The organism is Oribacterium parvum ACB1, assembly GCF_000238055.2.
GTDB lineage: Bacteria > Bacillota > Clostridia > Lachnospirales > Lachnospiraceae > Oribacterium > Oribacterium parvum.
Genome location: NZ_KE148312.1, coordinates 998177 through 1019227, shown reverse-complemented (window position 1 = coordinate 1019227; position 21051 = coordinate 998177). Strand labels below are relative to the sequence as shown.

Annotated in this window: 24 protein-coding genes and 1 other annotated feature; of the genes, 23 read left to right on the top strand and 1 reads right to left on the bottom strand. The window is 43.3% G+C overall.

What is annotated here, in order from left to right; genetic code table 11:
* The first annotated feature begins 162 nt into the window (after positions 1 to 162).
* Complete coding sequence (gene srtB, locus HMPREF9625_RS04705; RefSeq protein WP_009535847.1) at positions 163 to 906, top strand: class B sortase; 744 nt, start codon at positions 163 to 165, stop codon at positions 904 to 906.
* Positions 907 to 923: 17 nt separating this feature from the next.
* Positions 924 to 1715, top strand: a complete 792-nt coding sequence (locus HMPREF9625_RS04700) for a Spy0128 family protein (protein WP_009535846.1) — start codon at positions 924 to 926, stop codon at positions 1713 to 1715.
* A gap of 188 nt (positions 1716 to 1903) precedes the next feature.
* Here HMPREF9625_RS04700 and HMPREF9625_RS04695 read toward each other — a convergent pair whose 3' ends face one another.
* The gene (locus tag HMPREF9625_RS04695; protein WP_009535845.1) at positions 1904 to 3100 is read right to left on the bottom strand and encodes an ATP-binding protein; all 1197 of its coding nucleotides are present in this window, start codon (positions 3098 to 3100) and stop codon (positions 1904 to 1906) included.
* Positions 3101 to 3464: 364 nt separating this feature from the next.
* On the opposite strand from HMPREF9625_RS04695, the gene HMPREF9625_RS04690 reads away from it, so the two are divergent.
* From HMPREF9625_RS04690 to HMPREF9625_RS04585, 21 genes are all read left to right on the top strand, one after another.
* A complete protein-coding gene (locus HMPREF9625_RS04690; RefSeq protein WP_009535844.1) occupies positions 3465 to 4028 on the top strand; it encodes a prolyl-tRNA synthetase associated domain-containing protein in 564 nt (187 codons plus the stop codon).
* Positions 4029 to 4032: 4 nt separating this feature from the next.
* On the top strand, positions 4033 to 5061 hold the full coding sequence (locus HMPREF9625_RS04685) for a PDDEXK nuclease domain-containing protein (RefSeq protein WP_009535843.1): 1029 nt from the start codon (positions 4033 to 4035) through the stop codon (positions 5059 to 5061).
* Positions 5062 to 5306: 245 nt separating this feature from the next.
* On the top strand, positions 5307 to 5456 hold the full coding sequence (rpmG, locus tag HMPREF9625_RS04680; protein ID WP_009538253.1) for a 50S ribosomal protein L33: 150 nt from the start codon (positions 5307 to 5309) through the stop codon (positions 5454 to 5456).
* Positions 5456 to 5656, top strand: a complete 201-nt coding sequence (gene secE, locus HMPREF9625_RS04675) for a preprotein translocase subunit SecE (RefSeq protein WP_009535842.1) — start codon at positions 5456 to 5458, stop codon at positions 5654 to 5656. Before rpmG ends, secE begins: the two co-directional genes overlap by 1 nt.
* A 10-nt stretch (positions 5657 to 5666) precedes the next feature.
* Positions 5667 to 6197 (top strand): transcription termination/antitermination protein NusG, encoded by a 531-nt coding sequence (nusG, locus tag HMPREF9625_RS04670; protein WP_009535841.1) that lies wholly within the window; start codon positions 5667 to 5669, stop codon positions 6195 to 6197.
* Positions 6198 to 6305: 108 nt separating this feature from the next.
* A complete protein-coding gene (gene rplK, locus HMPREF9625_RS04665) occupies positions 6306 to 6731 on the top strand; it encodes a 50S ribosomal protein L11 (RefSeq protein ID WP_009427820.1) in 426 nt (141 codons plus the stop codon).
* 20 nt (positions 6732 to 6751) lie between these two features.
* A complete protein-coding gene (gene rplA, locus HMPREF9625_RS04660) occupies positions 6752 to 7444 on the top strand; it encodes a 50S ribosomal protein L1 (RefSeq protein WP_009535840.1) in 693 nt (230 codons plus the stop codon).
* Positions 7445 to 7750: 306 nt separating this feature from the next.
* Positions 7751 to 9976, top strand: coding sequence for a right-handed parallel beta-helix repeat-containing protein (locus HMPREF9625_RS04655; RefSeq protein ID WP_009535839.1), 2226 nt, complete (start codon positions 7751 to 7753; stop codon positions 9974 to 9976).
* A gap of 43 nt (positions 9977 to 10019) precedes the next feature.
* Positions 10020 to 10223, top strand: a sequence feature (ribosomal protein L10 leader region).
* A 72-nt stretch (positions 10224 to 10295) separates the two neighbouring features.
* On the top strand, positions 10296 to 10793 hold the full coding sequence (gene rplJ, locus HMPREF9625_RS04650) for a 50S ribosomal protein L10 (protein ID WP_009535838.1): 498 nt from the start codon (positions 10296 to 10298) through the stop codon (positions 10791 to 10793).
* A 194-nt stretch (positions 10794 to 10987) separates the two neighbouring features.
* On the top strand, positions 10988 to 11371 hold the full coding sequence (rplL, locus tag HMPREF9625_RS04645) for a 50S ribosomal protein L7/L12 (protein ID WP_009428111.1): 384 nt from the start codon (positions 10988 to 10990) through the stop codon (positions 11369 to 11371).
* 309 nt (positions 11372 to 11680) lie between these two features.
* Entirely contained in the window at positions 11681 to 11947 is a 267-nt protein-coding gene (locus HMPREF9625_RS04635) for an AbrB/MazE/SpoVT family DNA-binding domain-containing protein (protein ID WP_009535837.1), read from the top strand.
* Positions 11941 to 12141, top strand: a complete 201-nt coding sequence (locus HMPREF9625_RS04630) for a type II toxin-antitoxin system PemK/MazF family toxin (protein ID WP_009535836.1) — start codon at positions 11941 to 11943, stop codon at positions 12139 to 12141. Before HMPREF9625_RS04635 ends, HMPREF9625_RS04630 begins: the two co-directional genes overlap by 7 nt.
* A 362-nt stretch (positions 12142 to 12503) precedes the next feature.
* Positions 12504 to 12797, top strand: a complete 294-nt coding sequence (locus tag HMPREF9625_RS04625; protein WP_009535835.1) for a DUF6110 family protein — start codon at positions 12504 to 12506, stop codon at positions 12795 to 12797.
* Between the two features lie 94 nt (positions 12798 to 12891).
* Positions 12892 to 15048: a heavy metal translocating P-type ATPase gene (locus HMPREF9625_RS04620; RefSeq protein WP_009535834.1), complete on the top strand. Its 2157-nt coding sequence runs from the start codon at positions 12892 to 12894 to the stop codon at positions 15046 to 15048.
* Positions 15049 to 15158: 110 nt separating this feature from the next.
* The gene (locus tag HMPREF9625_RS04615; RefSeq protein WP_009535833.1) at positions 15159 to 15398 is read left to right on the top strand and encodes a hypothetical protein; all 240 of its coding nucleotides are present in this window, start codon (positions 15159 to 15161) and stop codon (positions 15396 to 15398) included.
* A gap of 231 nt (positions 15399 to 15629) precedes the next feature.
* Positions 15630 to 16025, top strand: a complete 396-nt coding sequence (locus HMPREF9625_RS04610; protein WP_009535832.1) for a metal-dependent transcriptional regulator — start codon at positions 15630 to 15632, stop codon at positions 16023 to 16025.
* 396 nt (positions 16026 to 16421) lie between these two features.
* Positions 16422 to 16631 (top strand): FeoA family protein, encoded by a 210-nt coding sequence (locus HMPREF9625_RS04605; RefSeq protein WP_009535831.1) that lies wholly within the window; start codon positions 16422 to 16424, stop codon positions 16629 to 16631.
* 117 nt (positions 16632 to 16748) lie between these two features.
* Positions 16749 to 16976 carry a FeoA family protein gene (locus HMPREF9625_RS04600; RefSeq protein ID WP_009535830.1) on the top strand — a complete coding sequence of 76 codons (228 nt, stop codon included), beginning with the start codon at positions 16749 to 16751 and terminating at the stop codon, positions 16974 to 16976.
* A gap of 10 nt (positions 16977 to 16986) precedes the next feature.
* Positions 16987 to 19197: a ferrous iron transport protein B gene (gene feoB, locus HMPREF9625_RS04595; RefSeq protein ID WP_009535829.1), complete on the top strand. Its 2211-nt coding sequence runs from the start codon at positions 16987 to 16989 to the stop codon at positions 19195 to 19197.
* A gap of 400 nt (positions 19198 to 19597) precedes the next feature.
* Complete coding sequence (locus HMPREF9625_RS04590) at positions 19598 to 19825, top strand: FeoB-associated Cys-rich membrane protein (RefSeq protein ID WP_009535828.1); 228 nt, start codon at positions 19598 to 19600, stop codon at positions 19823 to 19825.
* A 67-nt stretch (positions 19826 to 19892) separates the two neighbouring features.
* The gene (locus HMPREF9625_RS04585; RefSeq protein ID WP_009535827.1) at positions 19893 to 20765 is read left to right on the top strand and encodes an aldose 1-epimerase family protein; all 873 of its coding nucleotides are present in this window, start codon (positions 19893 to 19895) and stop codon (positions 20763 to 20765) included.
* The last annotated feature ends 286 nt before the right edge of the window (positions 20766 to 21051 follow it).

Here is a 21051-nt window from a genome sequence, read left to right as displayed (position 1 = left end):
AAATAGGAAATTTTGAATCAGTAGGAATCCCGGGGGGAACCCCGGGAGGAGTACTGAAATACAGGGTTTGTAGATTATAAACTTTGAATTCTATGGCAAGGAAAAGTCAAAGTTTATTGTGTACACATCGTGTACAGGGAAAAGGAGTGGAAAGGATAGAGAATGAATATAGCAGCGAAAGCGGCCAAAGTGGGAGACAGGATATTATCTTATTTCGCCATCATTCTTATGATGACGATGCTATCCTTCGGCGCTTATTCTCTTTGGGACACCTATGTAACCATGACCGGAGCATTCCTGAAAAATGATTTACTAAAGTTTAAGCCGAGTTTAGACAATCCAGAAGGGACGAGGTTAAGTTTACAAGAGCTACTTGCCATAAATCCGGATACGAGAGGCTGGATAACGATCGATGGAACACATATTGACTATCCCATGGTCCAAGGAGAGGACGATATGGAGTATGTCAATAGAGATGTTACAGGAGACTTCTCCCTATCCGGTGCGATTTTTCTAAGCGCAGATAACAAGCCTGATTTTTCAGATCCCTACATGGTGACCTACGGTCATCACATGGAAAATGGCGGGATGTATGGTGATGTTTTAGAATTTGAGAAGAAGGAATACTTCGATGAACATCTAGGCGGAACTTTATTTTTACCGGATGGAAGTTCTAAAAAGCTGGAAATCTTCGCAATGATGGAATGCGATGCGTACGACAGGATGATTTACAACACAAGCAACAGAGAAGGACATATTATGGAACTGGTAGAGTATCTGAAAGAACACTCTACGAATTACAGAGATATCGGGATGAAAGAAGGAGACCAGATTATGGCTCTTTCCACCTGTGTATCACTATTGACCAATGGTCGAGCAGTTGTAATGGCAAGAGTAAACCCATAAAGGGAGGAGTAACGGAGATGAGAGCAAAAGAGTTTTTTATAAGAGCTGGTAAGCTTCTATCGGCTGTGCTTTTCCTTTCGGTAGGGCTGAGCATGGCTTCACAGGCAATGGAGCCTTATACACTGAAGTTTCCCGTGAAGATTAATGTCTCCGGGAATGCCCCGGAGACGACATATCGTGTAAAGATGGAAGCAGATGCGAAGAATCCAAATGCTCCCCTTCCCAGTCCGAGTGAAATTGCAAGAGTCGGATCGGGAAGCAATCAGAAACACGAGGTGGAATTTGAGATTACATATACTACAAAGACAAGAGAGGGAGAAGATTTAATCTATAAAATCAGACAGACTACGGAAGCTGCGAACAATTTAGAACTGAGTAAAGATGAGTATACTGTAATCGTACAAGTTTTTGAGGATGAGAAAAAGCCCGGATTTTTGAAGGCGGTTTATTGGGTTGGCAAGAAGGATTCTGGAACGAAGAGTGGAGATGTAAGCTTTACGAATAGATATAACAGAAGCCCGAATCCGGGCGGTGGCGGAGATACTCCTCCCGGTGGCACAACACCCGGAGGCAATACACCTCCCAGCCCGACACAGCCTACTCCGAAGACACCGGAAGTACAGGGTGAGGTAAGACCTTTTGATCCGGTAAAAGCGATTCAGAAAGTTCCTGCGGTTTTTGGAGCAATCAGAAAGGTTGCAACGGGAGACAGTAGTTCTATGGCACTATACGGGCTGTTTGCAGCCACTTCCATGTGTTCCTTATTCTTCTGGGGAATTGGACAGAAAAAGAAAGAGAAGAAAGCCTAAAGGTATCAAGTGCTTCCTTATTTAAATAAGAAGCATAGGATATAAGAAACAAAATGTGTGATACCTTTACAGGGGGGATGGACATCTTTTGGTATAGAGGTATTGAGAAGAGTCTTCGGCGTCGTTTCGACGCCGGGGGCTCTTTGCTGTTATTTTTTTTCCGGATGATCCGCTTATCGGAGAGGTTTTTATTTGCTTTCCGTAAGCCAATCCACTATATATAGGAGTTCGATACCTTCTACATTTCCGCTATCTTCATAGCGTCCTGTAATCAGTACCTTTCTGTGATTATCGGGAATTTGCAGTAGATTATCCGTTTCGTGGGTATTGCTTGGTAGTCGGTAGCAGACTTGGTAATACTCGACGCTTCCATTCTTTCTTGCTATAAAGTCAATTTCCTTCTCTTCAAGTCTTCCGACATCGACGGTATAGCCTCTACGGAGCAATTCCATAAAGACAATATTTTCCAAGCGATTTCCGTAATTGCCCTCCTGGAATCCTACTGCTATGTTTCTAAGACCGTGATCCGCCATATAATACTTTGCATTTTGTCGTAAGTAAGCTTTTCCACGTAAATCATAAGGCATTGCTTCATAAAACAAAAAGGCTTCCTGTAGTAAGTCCAGATATTTTCCTACAGTATGATAGGAAATGGATAGTTTCTCGTGGGATAAAAGATTGGATATCTTTGTGCTGCTGATCATCTGACCGGCATTATCGGCTAAAAAAGAAACGATTCTTTTTAGCGCGAAGGTATCTCGTACATTTCCTCTGCTTGCAATATCATTTAAAAGTATGGAGTCATATATACCTGAGAGAATACCGGACTTCAGCTCTTCGTTAGAGAGAATGACTCCGGGAAGTCCTCCGTACTTTTCATATTCTTTATAGGCGATATCCGTTTCTCGTGTATTTAGGGGAATTCCTTTCGCCTCCAGAAACTCATGAAAGGAAAAAGGATATACAGGGATTTCTACATATCTTCCACTAAGCAGGCTTGCTAACTCGCCGGACAATAGCTTTGCGTTAGACCCGGTAAGAACTATATCGCAGTTATAACTTACCCGAAAACCGTTGATGACCTTTTGCCATGAATCGACATATTGGATCTCATCAATGAGAAGATAAAAAGTGTTCCCGTCTTCAGGACAGAGACGCTCCAGTAGAGTGCCTAAATCTTCCTTTGACTGCACGTTTCGATAGGCATAGGCCTCCAAGTTAAGGTATACAATATGGTCAGAGGGAACGTTCTCGCTCTCTAGGTACTCCTTATACTGTTTTAATAGTACAGACTTCCCGGAACGACGAACTCCGGTAATAATTTTAATGAAGTCGGTATCTCGAAAGGATATTAACTTGTTTAGATACTGTGTTCTTAAATACATAAATCTCCTTTTCTCCGCTTGCTTTACTTGAAAAGACATAGAAAGTACCTGGAAAGGACGGCGCAGGTAAGAATCTTATTCTTATATATTTTTGCAAGCCTGTTCTTATAGTAGTACAGAATTATACTTCTGTAAATTGGTAAATTATGAGATTTATAGAACTATATTTCTGAAAAGTGGAAGTATTTACAATGAATAGAATTATATTTCTGAAAAAATGAAAGACAGAAACAAGTATAAATCGCTATGACGCCTTATAATGAAAATAATGCGCAATTATGATATTTTATTCATATGGAAGGGATCTTGGCTTGTTAAATAGTGCGGTGTGAAATGAAGCAAAGAATCATTGGAGAAAAACAAGATGGGGGAAAACATGGCTTTAACGGTAGAGAAGGGACGCCCGGAAAAAAGTGAAGGAAGAAGCAAAAAGGAACTTGCGGTTTATGATTATCTGGATAAACTGGGGATTTCTTATGAGAGGGTGGATCATCCGGAAGCGCATACCATGGAAGATTGCGCCGTGATTGAAGAGGCATTTTCCGCAAGAGTATGCAAGAATCTCTTTCTTACGAACAGTAAGCACAGTTTTTACTATCTTCTTATGATGCCGGGTGAGAAGGTATTTAAGACGGCAGAGTTGTCGAAAGCAATCGGCTGCGGACACCTTTCTTTTGCGGATGGAGAGGAAATGGAGCGGGTACTGGGCTGCACTCCGGGATCGGCCTCTGTCTTCGGTTTAATGCATGATAAAGAGGACTTGGTGGAGCTTCTTGTGGATAAAGACTTAATGAAAGAAGAGTATCTCTGTGCTCATCCCTGCCACAATATTGCAACATTGAAGCTGCGGACGAAAGACATTTTCACGAAGTTCCTAAAGGCGACGAAGCATTATAAGACGGAGGTAAGCTTAAAAGGGGAGGGGTAGGTCTATGAATAATTTAGTTAACAATCTCCATGCAGATGTTTATGCAAATATTAAAATGCTAATGGAGAATGCAAGAACGGATGTAGCGAAGCAAGTCAATAATATATTGGTAAAAACCTATTGGGAAATAGGGAGAATTATTGTAGAAGATGAGCAAGGTCATTCAGATAGGGCCGGGTATGGGAAAACTTTACTGAAAGATTTGTCTAAAATGCTGACTAAAGAATTTGGGCGTGGATTTTCGGTTTCTAATCTACAGTTTATGAGGAGATTCTATCAAGAATATGAAATTCAACAGACACTGTCTGTTAAATTGAGTTGGTCTCATTATTGTGAATTATTGACTATTGAGGATAAGAATAAGCGTAACTTTTACGAAAAAGAAACTGTCAATGCAAATTGGTCCGTAAGGGAATTAAAAAGACAAATAAATACATCGTTATTTGAGAGATTATTGCTATCAAGTGGGGATGAAAATAAAGAAAAAATATTAGATCTAGCTCTAAAGGGAAATGAAATAGCCACTCCAAAGGATATCATAAAAGATCCTTATGTATTTGAATTTTTAGGATTACCTGAAGAAAAACCGATTATGGAAAGTGATTTAGAAAAAGCACTTGTAACTCATATTGAAAAATTTTTACTTGAACTTGGCAAAGGGTTTATGTATGTAGGTTCACAGCAAAGGGTAACACTTGGAAATACCCATTATTACGTTGATATGGTATTTTACAATAAAATCCTAAGAAGCTATGTGCTTATTGAACTTAAGACAGCTAAGTTAATGCCTGAAGCAGTGGGACAGCTTAATATGTATCTGAACTACTATAAAGCCGAAGTGAATGATGAAATGGATAATGAACCTATCGGGATTATTCTTTGTACGAACAAGGATAGTATACAGGCGGAATATGCGCTTGGTAGCTTGTCTAACCAGATCTTTGCTTCTAAATATACGCTATATATTCCGGATAGAGAACAGTTAGAAGAGCAGGTAGAAAGAGTAGTAAAAGAATATAAGAAAAAATCATAAAACTGTTTTTAGAGAAGTAAAGGCAAGAATACTAATTTTGCAACATTGAAGCTGCGGACTAAAGACATTTTCACAAAGTTCTTAAAGGCGACGAAGCATTATAAGACGGAGGTAAGTTTCTAAATAAACTGCTTGACGGGGCACCTCATCCATGCTAGACTTGCATGGTACTTGGGGCAATGCCCTATTTTTTATGCACTAATTTCGTAGTCATGCGAAGTTAAAAATCATTGGAGGTGAAAGCCGTGCGTACAAAGATTATATTAGCATGTACAGAATGTAAGCAAAGAAATTACTTTCTCACAAAGGAGAAGAAACTTCATCCTGAGCGTATGGAAGTGACCAAGTATTGTAAGTTCTGCAAAAAGCACACGTTGCATAAGGAGACAAAATAATGCAAGGAGAGAAAAAGTCCGGACTGAGTTCTTTTTTGTCAGGTTTGGAAGCGGAATTCAAAAGAATTGTTTTCCCTACACGGCAGGATGTAATTAAGCAGTCTATTGCTACGGTTGCCATCAGTATCCTGATCGGTTTACTGATTACCGGCTTAGACATTGCCATGAAATGGGGTCTTGGATTGATTCTTGTAAAGTAAAGGTGGGAAGATGGCAGAGAAAAACACAGAAGCCCGCTGGTATGTAGCGCATACCTATTCGGGTTATGAAAATAAGGTCAAGATGGATTTGGAGAAAACCATTGATAACCGTGGCCTTCAAGATGTGATTTTAGAGGTCAGTGTTCCCATGCAACCGGTTATTGAAATGAAGAACGGTGTGGAGAAGAAGACAGACAAGAAGATGTTTCCGGGCTATGTTCTTGTAAACATGGTCATGAACGATGAAACTTGGTATGTTGTTCGTAACACCAGAGGCGTTACAGGTTTTGTAGGACCCGGATCTAAGCCGGTTCCTCTTTCCGAGGAAGAAATCCTCACCTTAGGATACAGGAAGTCTGAGGTATTGGTTGATTTCGCTGAAGGAGACACAGTGAGTGTTATTTCCGGAACATGGAAGGATACCATTGGTGTCATTACCCAGATCAATGACCAGAAGAAGACTGTCACCATTAACGTAGAGATGTTCGGTAGGGATACCCCGGTAGAACTGTCCTACGGCGAAGTGCAGAAGTTAAGATAAGATTTGGTAATACCCGAGGGATTTTATCCCATGGAGTACATTTAGCCACCGCTTGCAAAGCAAGCTCGTGGGAGGGTTTACCCGCAATTACCACAAGGAGGTGCCTATATGGCAAAGAAAGTAGAAGGTTACATTAAGTTACAGATTCCCGCTGGAAAAGCAACTCCGGCTCCCCCCGTTGGTCCTGCTTTAGGACAGCACGGTGTTAACATTGTTGCATTTACAAAGGAGTTCAATGCAAGAACTGCAAATGAAGGCGACATGATTATCCCCGTAGTTATCACGGTTTATGCAGATAGAAGTTTCAGCTTTATCACGAAGACTCCTCCGGCTGCTGTTCTCATTAAGAAAGCATGTAAGCTGCAGAAGGCATCCGGCGAGCCCAATAAGAATAAAGTTGCGACAATTTCTAAAGCTGACCTTCAGAAGATTGCAGAGACAAAGATGAAAGACTTAAATGCCGCATCAATCGAAGCTGCAATGTCCATGATCGCAGGAACCTGCAGATCCATGGGTGTCAACGTAGAACAATAAGAAGGGGAGGCGATTGTTAAATGAAACAGGGTAAGAGATATGCCGAAGTGGCAAAGGCTGTAGATAGACAGGTTAAGTACAGTGAAGCAGATGCAATTGCTATGGTTAAGAAGAATGCAACTGCGAAGTTCGATGAGACAGTGGAATTACACATCAGAACCGGATGTGACGGTCGTCACGCTGACCAGCAGGTTAGAGGATCTGTTGTTCTTCCTGCAGGAACAGGTAAGAACGTTCGTATCTTAGTATTTGCTAAGGATGCAAAGGCGGATGAGGCTCTTGCAGCAGGTGCGGACTTCGTTGGTGCGGATGATCTTGTACCAAGAATTCAGGGCGGTTGGTTTGACTACGATGTTGTTATCGCAACTCCCGACATGATGGGGGTTGTCGGACGAATCGGACGTTTGCTCGGACCGAAGGGCTTGATGCCGAACCCGAAGCTTGGAACCGTTACCATGGATGTAGCGAAGGCTATTGCTGATACTAAGGCCGGTAAGGTTGAGTACAGACTGGACAAGGCGAACATCATCCACGTTCCTGTTGGAAAGGCTTCCTTCACTGAAGAGCAGTTAAAGTCCAACTTGGATGCTTTGATGGCAGCTATCGTTAAGGCTCGTCCGTCAAGCTTAAAGGGTGCTTACATGAAGTCCATTACTTTGACTTCTACCATGGGCCCCGGTGTGAAGCTGGATGCAGTACAGTTCGGTGCATAAGAAAATTTCTAAAGACTACTTGGGATAAGACCCAAGTAGTCTATTTTGTTATATAAGCTATTGAGGCTTATAGGACAAAATAGATATAACAATGCTGAGCTGGAGTATTACTGATTTTAAGTTGCGCTAAGTTGCAGTAAGTTGCAAATGGGCATTTTGCGTATAACAGAAAACAATAAATTACAACGAATTTTGCAATTATTTAATTTTTATACCCGAAATAAATCATAATATTTTCTGAATTTCCCTCTAAACTAAAAAAGCTACGTTAAAAAAAGTGAATTTTTGGAGAAGAAAGGAAGAAGAATGAAATTCAGAAAACAACTTACGTTACTCTTGACCATGACAGGTCTGGGACTTCTTTCTCATGGAACCGCATTTGCGGAAACGAGGACGGAGCTTTGGACAAAGGAAAGCCATGACTACGGTGCCAAGCTACCCTACCTTCGCTACGAGGCGGAAGAGGGAGTTGGAAGTGATGCGGTGCTGAAGCACTCCACGACCTACGATGAAACGGAGATGGAGGCTTCCAACCAGAGCTATGTACAGTTGACCAAGGAGGATTCTTCATTACGCTTTACGCTAAAGAAGGCGGCCAATGCCATGACCCTTCGTTTTACCATGCCGGAGAATGCATCCGGAGAGCTGGAGATTTCTGTAGAGAGAAATGGAGAGCTTCTTGGAAAGAAAACGCTGGAGTTGGACAACAGTTCTGCTTGGCAGTATGTGAAGGAAAATGATGTTTTTGATGAAAAGATAGCCGGCTCTCATTCTCGTTTTCGTTTTGATGAGAGACATTTTCTCTTGGAAAATGACAACAAGGAATTAATGGAACTGGAGGAGGGTGACGTACTCACCATCCGCAGAACCGATAAAAAAGCGGATGAACTGGGAATCGACTTTATTGAGCTGGAAGAGGCGCCTGAAGCAAAGGGCGCCCCAAGCAACAGCATTTCCATCACAGACGCTCCTTACAGCGCGGTGCCAAACGATGGACAGGACGATTCCAAAGCATTTCTGGATGCCCTGAAAGACGCGGACAAGGAGAACAAGACCTTATATATTCCGGTGGGAACCTTCGATTTTGACCGAAAGCTGGTGATAAGTGCTACGGATATGCGGATTACCGGTGCAGGAATCTGGCACACACAGCTTCATTTTACCTCTGAGGAGCAGGCCGGAGGCGGTATTGAGTTTCTGGACAGCAGTTCAAATGTTGAGATGGATAACCTATACATGGATTCCGAATTAAAGTCCCGTTTTCATCAGGAGGCAAATTACAAGGGAATCGCCGGTGTTTTGGGAGAGAATTCCAAGCTCCATGACCTCTGGCTTGAGCATTTTGAGTGCGGAATCTGGGTAGGAGACTATGTGGAAGCGGATAAGATGAAATATACCAAGAACCTGACCGTTTCCAACAGCCGTATCCGAAACAACTTTGCGGATGGGGTGAACTTTGCCCAGGGAACCAAGAATTCCAAGGTGCAGAACTCCAATATCCGTGGAAATGGCGATGACGGTCTGGCAACCTTTGCCAGCAAGGCGATTGTGAAAATCAAGGAAAAGGTCAATGGGGTAGAGCGGGTTCGTTATATCCATACGAAATCCAAGCCTGCGGAGAACAATGCCTTTTTAAACAACACGGTGGAGCTGACTTGGCGAGCTGCCGGCATTGCTCTGCACGGAGGTGCGAACCATTGCATTGAAGGAAATCTGGTGAAGGATATCACTTCCGGATCCGGACTTCGTGTCAGCACCGTTTTCCCCGGCTATAACTTTGATGACAACCAAAATATTTCTATTAAGAGAAATCTCTTGATTCAGACCGGAACTGACAACGACTTCTACGGCAATGCCCTGGCTTCTATTCATTTTGAAAAGCTTTACGGAGAAATGAAGAAGATTCAAGTCACGGATAATCGCCTGATTAACTCTCCCCACGGAAAATATTCCGCAAACTTCTATATTCCGGAAGAGGGTACAACAGAAATTACTTTAAGAAATAACGAAGTGAAAAACATTGATTTAGAGCCGATGCTGGCTGAGGAGGAGAAAAACTTCGTGCCTTTATCCGAGGAAGAAAAGCTTGCGGAAGAGCAGAAGAAGGAGGAAGAACTGAAGAAGGCAGAAGAGCAGAAGAAGGCGGCGGAGCAGCAGGCAAAGCATGAGGGCGAACAGTCCGGCCATGACGGCGCCCTGAATATCGAGCTCCACGATCAGGAAGAGATTCCGGTAACTGCAAACTTTAAGCTCTACTGGTTCTCCGGTGAAACTGAGGAAAACGGAAGAACCGTCCGTTACTGGGTGAAGAAGCTGGAAGGCATTCATCTGGACGAGTCCATGGAGTATTCCCTTGAGGACGGCACCAAGGTCTTCAACTTTACCCCGGATGACATCCCGGAGTATATCCCCATTTCCGGAACCGCCTTTGAAGAAGATTATTACTATGAAGGAGAGGACTGGATTCGTTGGGAGAGTCCGGAAGGGGTACAGTATGTGAAGATTCGGTACTGGAGCCCGAAAGAGGCATGAATCGATTTCTAAAAATTCTTGACATTTCTTCGGAAAGATGCTAGTATCTGCAAGGTATTAACCGAAGACAGCAGGTATCTATAGCTTCCATGGTCGTATATCGCAGTTTTTCTGCATCGAACGAAAAGCTAAAGGATCTAAAGAGCAATCGCCCGCCGAGGAAAGAATAAAGGATTGGCTTCAGAAATGAAGCATGGAATTCGTATTTTCATCCCCTGTCTTTGGCAGGGGATTTTTTAATTCTTACGGGAGTTTCGTGGAAACACAAAAGCCCATTCGCGTTAATACTTTCTAAAAATAAAGAAGGAGGAAACCGAAGATGGCAAAGGTTGAATTAAAGCAGCCGATTATCGACGAAATCAAGGGATTTTTGGACGGCGCTGTGGCAGCCACTGTAGTAGACTATCGTGGACTTACCGTTGCGGAAGATACAGCACTTCGTAAGGCTTTGAGAGAAGCAGGCGTGCAGTACAAGGTCTTCAAGAACACCCTGATTAAGAGAGCAGCAGAGGGAACGGACTTCGCTCAGTTGGATCCGGTTTTAGACGGACCTACCGCTCTTGCCGTATCGAAGGATGATGCTACTGCAGCAGCAAGAATTTTTGCAAAGTTTGCAAAGACCTCTCCCAAGTTGGAGTTTAAGGGCGCTGTTGTAGAAGGAAAGTTCTACGATGCAAAGGCAGTACAGGCACTGGCAGAGATTCCGTCCAGAGAAGAGCTTCTGGGAAGACTTCTCGGATCGATCAAATCCCCTGTTACAAACTTCGCTCGTGTGCTTAACCAGATTGCACAGAAGGACGGCGGAGAAGCTGCATAAGGCAGCTTAAAGAAGACGCTGAAGTGCGAATGAATGCATAGAAGTAGGGAGATTCCTGTTTTCGAGCATTCGAAAGAAAACGAATCTTTTTAGGACAAAGTCCTAAGGGCGAGACGCGGATGAAGTGATTCTCGTCAAAACCAAGGAACAGAATATTTCTGTTCGAAAAAATAATATTAATGGAGGAAAATACAATGGCAAAGTTAACTGTTGAAGAGTTTATTGCAGCAATTAAGGAACTTTCCGTAATGGAATTAAATGATTTGGTAAAGGCTTGCGAAGAGGAATTTGGTGTTTCCGCAGCAGCAGGTGTAGTAGTTGCAGCAGCAGGTGCTGGTGCAGGTGCCGGTGCAGCTGAGGAAGAGAAGACTGAGTTCGACGTTGAGCTTACTGATGTAGGACCAAACAAGATTAAGGTTATCAAGGTTGTTCGTGAGGCTACCGGTCTTGGACTGAAGGAAGCGAAGGATCTCGTTGAGGCAGCTCCGAAGGTTCTTAAGGAAGGTGCTTCCAAGGCTGAGGCTGATGATATCAAGGCTAAGCTTGAGGCTGAAGGCGCTAAGATTACTCTTAAGTAATTTATCTGAAAATGGATGTAAGAACGTGCTGCTTAAGAAACAGGACAGCCGTTCCGAAGATGAGAAGGTCAGGGTGCAAGCTCGGGCCTTCTTTTTATTCATAACGAGTATCGTGCGCAAAGCGTGCGATATCTCGTTTTTCTTTTTTGTTTTTTCTATTGTATTCCTGACGGAAAGAATGGCATACGATAAAGTGAGTTATATAATAATATATATTGGATATACAAAAAAGAACATCGAAAAAGATATAGTAGAGAACGGAAATCTCATTTCCGGATAGGCTTCATGTCATGTATACAGGAGGAAAATATGGAGAAGGCTATACATGAATACACAACATTGTCAAAATGGGGGAATTCCAAAGCAACACGAATTCCTGCAAGTGTTTTAAAGTTATTGAATATTGATATCAACCAAAAATTTTCAGTTTCTGTACAAGGTCAGTCCATTGTTTTGACACCGGAAACCAAGAAAGCAAGTAGTATTCATGAACTATTTGCCGATTGGAAGGATGATGGCCTTCGTCATCAAGAGTTGGACTGGGGTGAAGCAGAAGGAGAGGAGATGTCATGGTAGTTTCACAGGGAGATATCTTTTATGTTGATTTTAATCCCAGCCTTGGTCATAAGCAGAAGAATAGGAGACCGGCATTAGCTCTCAGTCATGATTTAGTGGCACACTTTGGCGGTTTAACCATTGTTGCACCAATTTCGTCAACAGAACAAAATTATCTCATGTATCATCTTCTAAAAACGACAAATGCAGTTTAGCTATAAAAGAGAGCAATCTGAGCCTTCCTCCCTCTTGACTTTCTCCATAATCGATGTTAAAAGTTATGAAGAACTAACCATTGTTAGCGTAGACTACATTGTATTAAAAATGGAAATAAAATACAAAAGGGTTAGCCTTGACTTAGTAATAATTCCTATTTTATACTACCGGTAAATTCATTAAACTATTGCTTCTTGGTAGAGAGAGTGAGCCGGTATAGTTGCATATAGGCTGCTTTTTTGATGAGGCAGAGTTTTGAACAGTCCTGTATATGGATTTACCAACTGTTATTATGAGGCAGCTGATAGCTCATTTTACAGAACGGAATAATTAGTAGATTGTATTTTTAAAGGAGGGTTTTATGTTTTTAGCAAATGTAGCATGGAAGAAGATTGGGATTTTTGCAGGCGGAATTCTTTTCGGTACAGCCGGAATGAAGATTTTGGGTTCCAAGGATGCGAAGAAGATGTACACAGAGGCAGCGGCAGCTGTGCTCCGCGGTCAGGACTGTGTTATGAAGGTCAGCACCAGCATTAAGGAGAACTGTGAAGACATTTATGCTGATGCAAAGCGCATCAATGAGAAGAGAGCGGAAGAGGAAGAGAAGTCTTTAATCTGTGACTGCGAAGCAGAGTGTGACGGCAAAGAAGTTTAATATTTAATCTTGGCGTATCGCTTGTAATACGAAATATCGTATGCAAGCAATTCGCTATTTTGTTTAGTTGATGAGTAAGGGAAAGGTAAGGGAAATGAAGTGTAAGATTTTACATGAATCCCGGGGTCGTATGAGGGTTCATGCTTTACAGCCAAGGATGACTGTGGAGCAGGCGGATATTTTAGAGTATTATCTGAAAGCCCAAGAGGGTGTTATTTACGCGAAGGTAAACGACAGAACGGCAGACGCCATTATTTCTTATGAAGGAACACGGGAGGGGATTATTCTTGCCCTCTCCCGTTTTTCTTATGAGGAGAATGTGGCACTTGTGCCGGATCATACCGGAAGGGCATTGAATCGGGAATATGAGGACAAGCTGGTTCTTACGGTGGTAAACCGTGTAGTGAATGTCCTCTTTTTCCCTGTTCCCTTAAAGCGAATACTGACGGGAATAAAGGCGATTCCGTATGTTCTTAAGGGAATGGGAAGCATTTTAAAAGGGAAAATAGAGGTTGCTCTTCTTGATGCGGTAGCGATTTCCGCATCGATTCTCACGGGAGACTATGATACGGCATCTTCAGTAATGTTCCTGCTCGGCATTGGAGAAATTCTGGAAGAGTGGACACACAAGAAGTCGGTGGATGACCTGGCTCGTACGATGTCTCTCGATGTAGATAAGGTTTGGACCTTGGTACAGGGCGAGGAAGTGCTTCTTCCTGTAAATGAAGTACAGGTAGGGGCGGAAATCATTGTCCGCACCGGAAATATGATTCCTTTAGACGGTAAGCTTTCTTCCGGAGAGGCTATGGTTAATCAGGCTTCCATGACGGGCGAGTCTGTGCCGGTTAGAAAAACAAAGGGCAGTTATGCCTATGCGGGAACGGTTGTGGAAGAGGGAGAATGCCGCATTATCGTGGAGAAAGAGGCAGGCTCCGGTCGCTATGATCGTATTGTGAAAATGATTGAGGAGTCGGAGAAGCTGAAGAGCTCTACGGAGGACAAGGCTTCGCATCTTGCGGATAAGCTTGTTCCCTATAGTCTTGGCGGTGCAGCTTTGGCTTATCTTTTTACTCGAAATGTGACGAAGGCGCTGGCCTTTTTGATGGTGGATTTCTCCTGTGCGCTGAAACTGTCTATGCCTGTTGCGGTGCTTTCCGCAATGAGAGAAGCCGGAAAGTATCACATTTCCGTAAAGGGCGGTAAGTTCATGGAAGTGATTTCCGAGGCGGATACCATTGTCTTTGATAAGACAGGTACCTTGACCTATGCAAAGCCCAGGGTAGAAGAGGTTATAACCTTTATGGGGGCTGACGAAGACGAGATGCTTCGTATGGCGGCGTGTCTGGAAGAGCACTATCCTCACTCTATGGCAAATGCGGTAGTAACAGAGGCGGAGAGAAGAGATTTACATCATGCAGAGCGTCACTCCAAGGTGGAGTATGTTGTAGCGCACGGTATTTCCAGCATTTACGAAGAGAAGAGAGTGCTGATCGGAAGCTATCATTTTATCTTTGAAGATGAGAAGTGTACAGTGCCGAAGGGTGAGGAAGCGAAGTTCCATGCCATTCCGGAGGAATATTCTTCCCTTTATCTTGCGGTGAATGGTCAGCTTGCGGCGGTAATTCTCGTATCGGATCCGCTTCGTGCGGAAGCAAAGGATGTTATTCGTAAGTTAAAACACTTGGGCATCAATAAGGTTGTGATGATGACCGGAGACAATAAACACACGGCAAAAGCGGTGGCGAAGAAGGTCGGTGTGGACGAGTTCTATGCAGAGGTGCTTCCGGAGGACAAGGCGAAGTTTATTCAGGAAGAACACAAGAAGGGACGCAAGGTCATCATGGTAGGAGACGGAATCAACGATTCTCCGGCTCTTTCCGAGGCGGATGCGGGCATTGCCATTTCCGCGGGAGCGGCGATTGCGAAGGAAGTTGCCGATATCACGGTGAAAGAGGGAGACCTTTATGAGCTGGTTATCTTAAAGGAAATCAGCAATCGCCTGATGCGCCGAATTAATGATAACTATCGCTTTATTATCGGATTTAACTCAGCACTTATCGGATTGGGATTCTTCGGAGTCATTACTCCGTCCGGCTCTGCACTGTTCCATAATCTTTCGACTATTGCGACCGGATTAAAGAGCATGACCGCACTTCTTCCGAAAGAGAAGAAGGAGGAAGTACAGCTTCTCGTACAGAATGCGAAGGAGCAGAATGAAAGTTTGGCTTTGGAAATGAACAAGTCGGCGTAGGGGGAACAAATTAGCGGCTCAATTAGCAACAGAGAAATAGCTTGACAGTGCTCTACGTGAAACCTACACTATAAGTGTGGGATATCCCACATCTTAAGGGAGGTGATTTTGTGGAAGTAGTTAAAGATTATGATGTTCATATTGATAACAAGAAACGTGTGACTCTTCGCGGTGCCAAATATCAGTATTACAATGTTCGTGAATATGAAAATGGATGTATTATGTTGGAACCAAGAGAACTTACCACTCCGGAAATGATTTCTAAAAAGACGCTGAGAGATATGGATCAAGCGGTTCATAACTTTCGTTTAGGAAAAGTATCAGAGCCGATAGATCTTTCTGACTTTTGAGGTATCAAGGGATGAGGTTCAATATAAGAATGGGTATATGGCCCGGATTCAAAGTCTATAACCATTATTGGTTTGGAACCTCATCCGGAAGATAAGAAGAGTGGAGCCTACGCTAGGATAGTTCTGTCAGACTTGCCACCGCTTGATAGGATATAATAAAGGAACTATTTGTTAAAGGTAAAGCTGATAGGAATAGCTATAGATTAAATAAAAGTATAGCAGGAGGACAGGATGAAACCGTATGAGAGTCATGAATCAGAGGAAAACTACTTAGAGGCAATTTTAATGTTATCTTTGGATCACAGAAAGGTTCGTGCCATTGACATCGCCAATATGCTTGGCTTTTCGAAGCCCAGCGTGAGTATTGCTTTAAAGAGACTGAAGGAAGAGGGTAAGGTGGAAGTGGATGAAAAGGGAGCTCTGACCTTGACGGAGCATGGACTTTCCATCGCGCAGACTACCTATGAGAAACATACAGTTTTAACCGATGTACTGGTGGCTTTAGGAGTAAACGCTTATTCAGCTTCTCAGGATGCTTGTCGAATTGAGCACGTCTTAAGTCCGGAGTCCTTTGGTAAGATTAAAGACTTCTATGTAAAGTGGAAAGAAGGGGCTTACAAAAAGTAGTTCTGAATAGTGGTAGTATAAGAGAGGAGCCGGCAGCTTTGCTGTCGGCTCTTTTTTGCTAAATATTTTTTACACATTTTTACAATATATTCAAGTGATGTTTTACACATTTTTTCAAGAATTCGAGAAAAAAATTACACATTTTTACATAGACTTCAAGCATTTTTGTAGCAGTCAAGAAAAGTAGACAAATTTATTGATAATAAAAGTAGACACCTTGAAATAAAAAAGGAGATTGCAAGAGCCTGAGTGAAAAATCAAGTTCCTCAGTTGACAATTAAGTTAGATGGTGCTAATTTATTAGATGGTTTTTAAATGCTAACCATAGAGTGAGCTTAGTTTGCTCTTGTCTGTTTTGGGACGGAAAAGAGCAAGAATAGCGAAAGGAGGGAGACTATGCCACTTACATTGGCCGGTACCGGTGTACCACTGGAAATCAAAAGAATCGGCGGTTCTGCGGAGATGAAGCAGCACCTGAGTGACCTGGGATTTGTGGTCGGAGGACAAGTGACTGTGATTTCTGCATCTCTTGGAAATGTCATTGTAAAGATTAAGGATGCAAGGGTGGCCATCAGTGAAGAGATGGCAAACAAGATTATAGTCTAGCGTTTCTAACGGGAAATGCTTATGAGTTAGTTCCAGAGTCTGAGTTGGTATTTAGCGGGTTAACACAAAATAATGTGCACTGACTCGTTACAGATAGGAAAGAAGGTGGAGGAGAGTATGACACTGAAAGATTTAAAACCGGGACAGAGTGCTGTGGTGAAGAAATTAACAGGAGAAGGCGCTGTAAAAAGAAGAATTATGGATATGGGTCTGACAAAGGGTGCAGAGATATTTGTGCGTAAGGTAGCCCCCTTGGGAGACCCTTTGGAGATTACCGTTCGAGGCTATGAACTTTCTGTTCGTAAGGCGGATGCGGAGATGATTGAAGTGGAAGAGAAGGTTTAGGAGGAAGAAGATGGCTGTAACAATAGCACTTGCCGGTAACCCGAATGCCGGAAAAACAACATTATTTAACCAGTTAACAGGCTCGAACCAGTATGTAGGAAACTGGCCGGGTGTTACGGTGGAGAAGAAGGAAGGTAAGTTAAAGGGACATAAGGACATCGTGATTGCCGACCTTCCCGGAATTTACTCCCTGTCTCCCTATACCCTCGAGGAAGTGGTTGCGAGAAATTACCTGATTAACAATAGACCGAATGCCATTTTAAATATCGTGGACGGCACGAACTTGGAGAGAAACCTCTACCTGTCCACCCAGTTAAAGGAGCTTGGCGTTCCGGTAATCATGGCCATCAATATGATGGACGTCGTAACAAAGAACGGCGATGTTTTGAACCTGGAAGCTCTCGGTAAAGCCATGGGTTGTAAGGTAATCAGCATTTCCGCACTTCGCAATCAGGGAATTGATGAGCTGATTTCGGTAGCGGTAGCGGAAGCAAACAGCGGTGCAGTACCTGCGATTGAACACCGTTTTTCTGAAAATGTGGAAAAAGCGCTTTCCGAGATTCAAAGTAAGATTAGCGGAGAAGTTCCCGAAGCGCTTGCACGATTTTTTGCTATCAAGCTTTTTGAAAGAGACGACAAGATTCGAAATGAGCTTCCGGAGAAGGCAAAGAATGTCGATGTGGAGAGTATTATTTCCGGAATTGAAAAAGAAGAAGACGATGATGCGGAGAGTATCATCACGAATGAGCGATATAAGTATATTCAGAGTATTATTTCTTCTGCTTATGAGAAGCGTGGAAAGACCGGTCTTACGACATCAGATAAGATTGACTCTATTGTTACGAATCGTTTTATTGCTCTCCCGCTTTTTGCACTCATCATGTTTGCCGTGTACTATATCTCCATTTCCACAGTGGGAACGAAGATGACCGACTGGGTAAATGACGTGCTTTTCGGTTCAGATCCGTGGTCCTTCTTTGGACTGGTTGATCTTCCGTCCATCCCGGGTGCGGTAACAAGTCTTCTGGAGTCCATGAACGTGAACGAGGCTTTACAGGGACTTGTGATTGACGGTATTGTTGCCGGTCTTGGTGCGGTACTCGGTTTCTTGCCGCAGATGCTCACCTTCTTCCTTTTCCTTGCATTCTTGGAAGGATGTGGATACATGGCGAGAGTTGCCTTCATCATGGATAGAGTGTTCCGTAAGTTCGGTCTTTCCGGAAAGTCCTTTATCCCGATGCTGATTGGTACCGGTTGCGGTGTACCGGGTGTCATGGGTTCCCGTACCGTAGAGAATGAAAGAGACCGTCGTATGACGATTATGACGACCACCTTCATTCCTTGCTCCGCAAAGCTTCCGGTTATTGGTTTACTTGCCGGCGCGTTATTCAATAATTCCGCATGGGTAGGCTGGAGTGCTTATTTCCTTGGCGTTTGTGCCATCGTGTTCTCCGGTATCGTATTAAAGAAGACAAAGATGTTCGCAGGACAGCCGGCGCCTTTCGTTATGGAGCTCCCGGCGTACCACCTGCCCCGTCCTATCGATATCTTAAAGAGTATGGCGGAGAGAGGAATGTCTTTCGTAAAGAAGGCAGGTACCGTTATTCTCCTTGCGACCATCCTGGTTTGGTTCTTGTCCAGATTTAATTTCCAGATGCAGTATCTTCCGGAAGATGACATGGATACATCCATTCTTGCCGCTTTTGGTAATGCTTTTACATGGCTCTTTGCTCCTCTTGGTTGGGGCAAGTGGAAGGCTGTAGTGGCAGCGCTTACCGGACTCATTGCAAAGGAAAATGTAGTAGGTACTTTCGGAACCCTCTTCCACTATCAGGGTGCAGAAGAGCTTGCCGAGTCCGGTGATCAGATTTGGGCACAGGTTCGTGAGTATTTTGGAAATGGTATCGCAGGATACAGTTTCCTGGCTTTCAACTTGCTCTGTGCTCCCTGCTTCGCAGCAATCGGCGCCATCAAGAGAGAGATGAACAATGGTCGTTGGACGATGTTTGCCATTGGTTGGGAGTGCTTCTTGGCTTACTGCGTATCTCTCGTAATCTACCAGATTGGCGGACTCATCGCCGGTGTTGTCAGCTTCAATTTCTTCACCATTGTGGCAATTGCGCTGATTCTGATTGGCATTTGGGGACTCTTCCGTCCTTATAAGGAAGCGGATACCCTTTCCGAGAAAGAAGAAAGAGCCGTAGAGAGAGCGATGGCTTAAAGGAATTTGCCTGATATTTCTTGGCATTTCTAATAAATTGAACTGTCCCCCCAGTATATATTGCAATACCCTCTTCCTGCTTCGCTTGAGAAGAGGGTATTGTGTTCTTAAGAAGTATTGCATTCTTAACAAGGCTTGCTTTCAGTGCATGCGATATAGGATTTTTTCAAAAATTTTATTTTTTCTTTCTATTATCTCGAGCGGGAATCCTCTATAATAGGAATTAGTTATTCAAAACTAATTCTTGCATGACTTAGTTTAGAGAAAATATATTTTAGAAAAAAATGATAAAAAAGGAGTGGGGATAGGAGTTTGGAATGCAGATAGAAATATAGAAGGAAGAATCCGGGTCTATAAGTTGAAAGACGGAAAGATAGAGAAATAGAAAGAAGGTAAAATAATGGGAAATATTGTGGTGATTTTGTTTGTGGCAGGCTTGATTTTCCTGATTATTCGCGCTTTACGGAAGGAACACAAGAGAAGCGGTTCTTGTGCTTTTTGCAGTTATGCGAAGTCAGGAAAATGCGATCATGTCGGACATGAAGAGTTGGATCATACGGACTTTCACCTTACGAAAGAGCAGCAGGCTATTCTGGACAGACATAGCAGGAATAGAAAGAAAGCATAGTAGTTTTGCCGGAATTTGGGTACAATACAGATAAGATTGCTGTGGTGGTTTGTAAAAGGAGCAGTTTATGTTGCGTATTGAATCCGATGAACTAAGAGTAGAGATAAAGGAAGAAGGAGCTGAGCTCCACTCTGTTTTTGATAAGACGAGTGGGCAAGAGTTTCTTTGGCAAGGGGGCGCATTGTGGAAGGAACAGGCGCCTGTTTTATTTCCCTTTATCGGACGTCTTCAAGGGAAATGCTATCTCTATAATGAGAAGAAGTACTCCATGGGCTTGCATGGCTTTGCTTGGGAAAATACTTTCCGTGTTGTAGAAAATGAACAGGAAAGCTGTATTCTGGAGCTTAGAGATACGGCGGTGACAAGACAGTCCTATCCCTTTTCGTTTCGCTTAAGAATGTTTTACAGGGTGGAGGGAAAGAGCCTGTTTATGGAGTGCAAGGTAGAAAATCTGGGCGTGGAGACCCTGTATTTCGGACTGGGATTACACCCGGGATTCCGGCTGTTTTCTTCGGAAGAGAAAATATCGGAGTTTGAAGTGTATTTTCCCAAGTTGAGGGAAACAAAAGCGGAACAGATTCTTTTTTCCAAGGACTGTTTCACAAAAAAAGATAGAGGAGAAATTTCCTTAGAGGAAAAAACGCTCTCGCTCACTTCCGCTTTATTTAAAAAGGATGCAGTGGTTTTATCCGGAACGGGATCCGCTCTTTTCTTCAGAAAGAAGGGGACAGAAAGAGGGATTTATATGGAATACCCGGACTATCCCTATATTGGCCTTTGGCAACCCTATGGGAAGGATGCGCCTTTCCTCTGCCTAGAGCCGTGGACCTCTCTTCCCGGAAGAGAAGGTATAGAGGAAGACATCGCGAAGAAAGAGGACTTCCTCTCCATCTTACCGGAAGAGGAAAAGTCTTTCCATTGCTTGATTCAACTGCTGTAGTCTACTCTCTTTACGAGCAATACTCGTGATGAAGAAATCAAAATAATTTTCTAAGCAATATAGGTCTGAACTTGGGGCACGCTCTCGCTAGCTTCGCCTGACTGAGCAGTGGTTTTGTTAACCACTGCTCACTTTGCTTCGCAAAGCAAATTCCTTCGGAAGTTGGTCTCGTACAGGACAACTTTTCTGATGAAAAGTTTGTCCTTACGTAGCGGATACTAAGCGAAAAACTGCGTTTCTCTTGTTTTTCGCAAGTACCGACGGGCTCAGACTACCCCGCATTCAG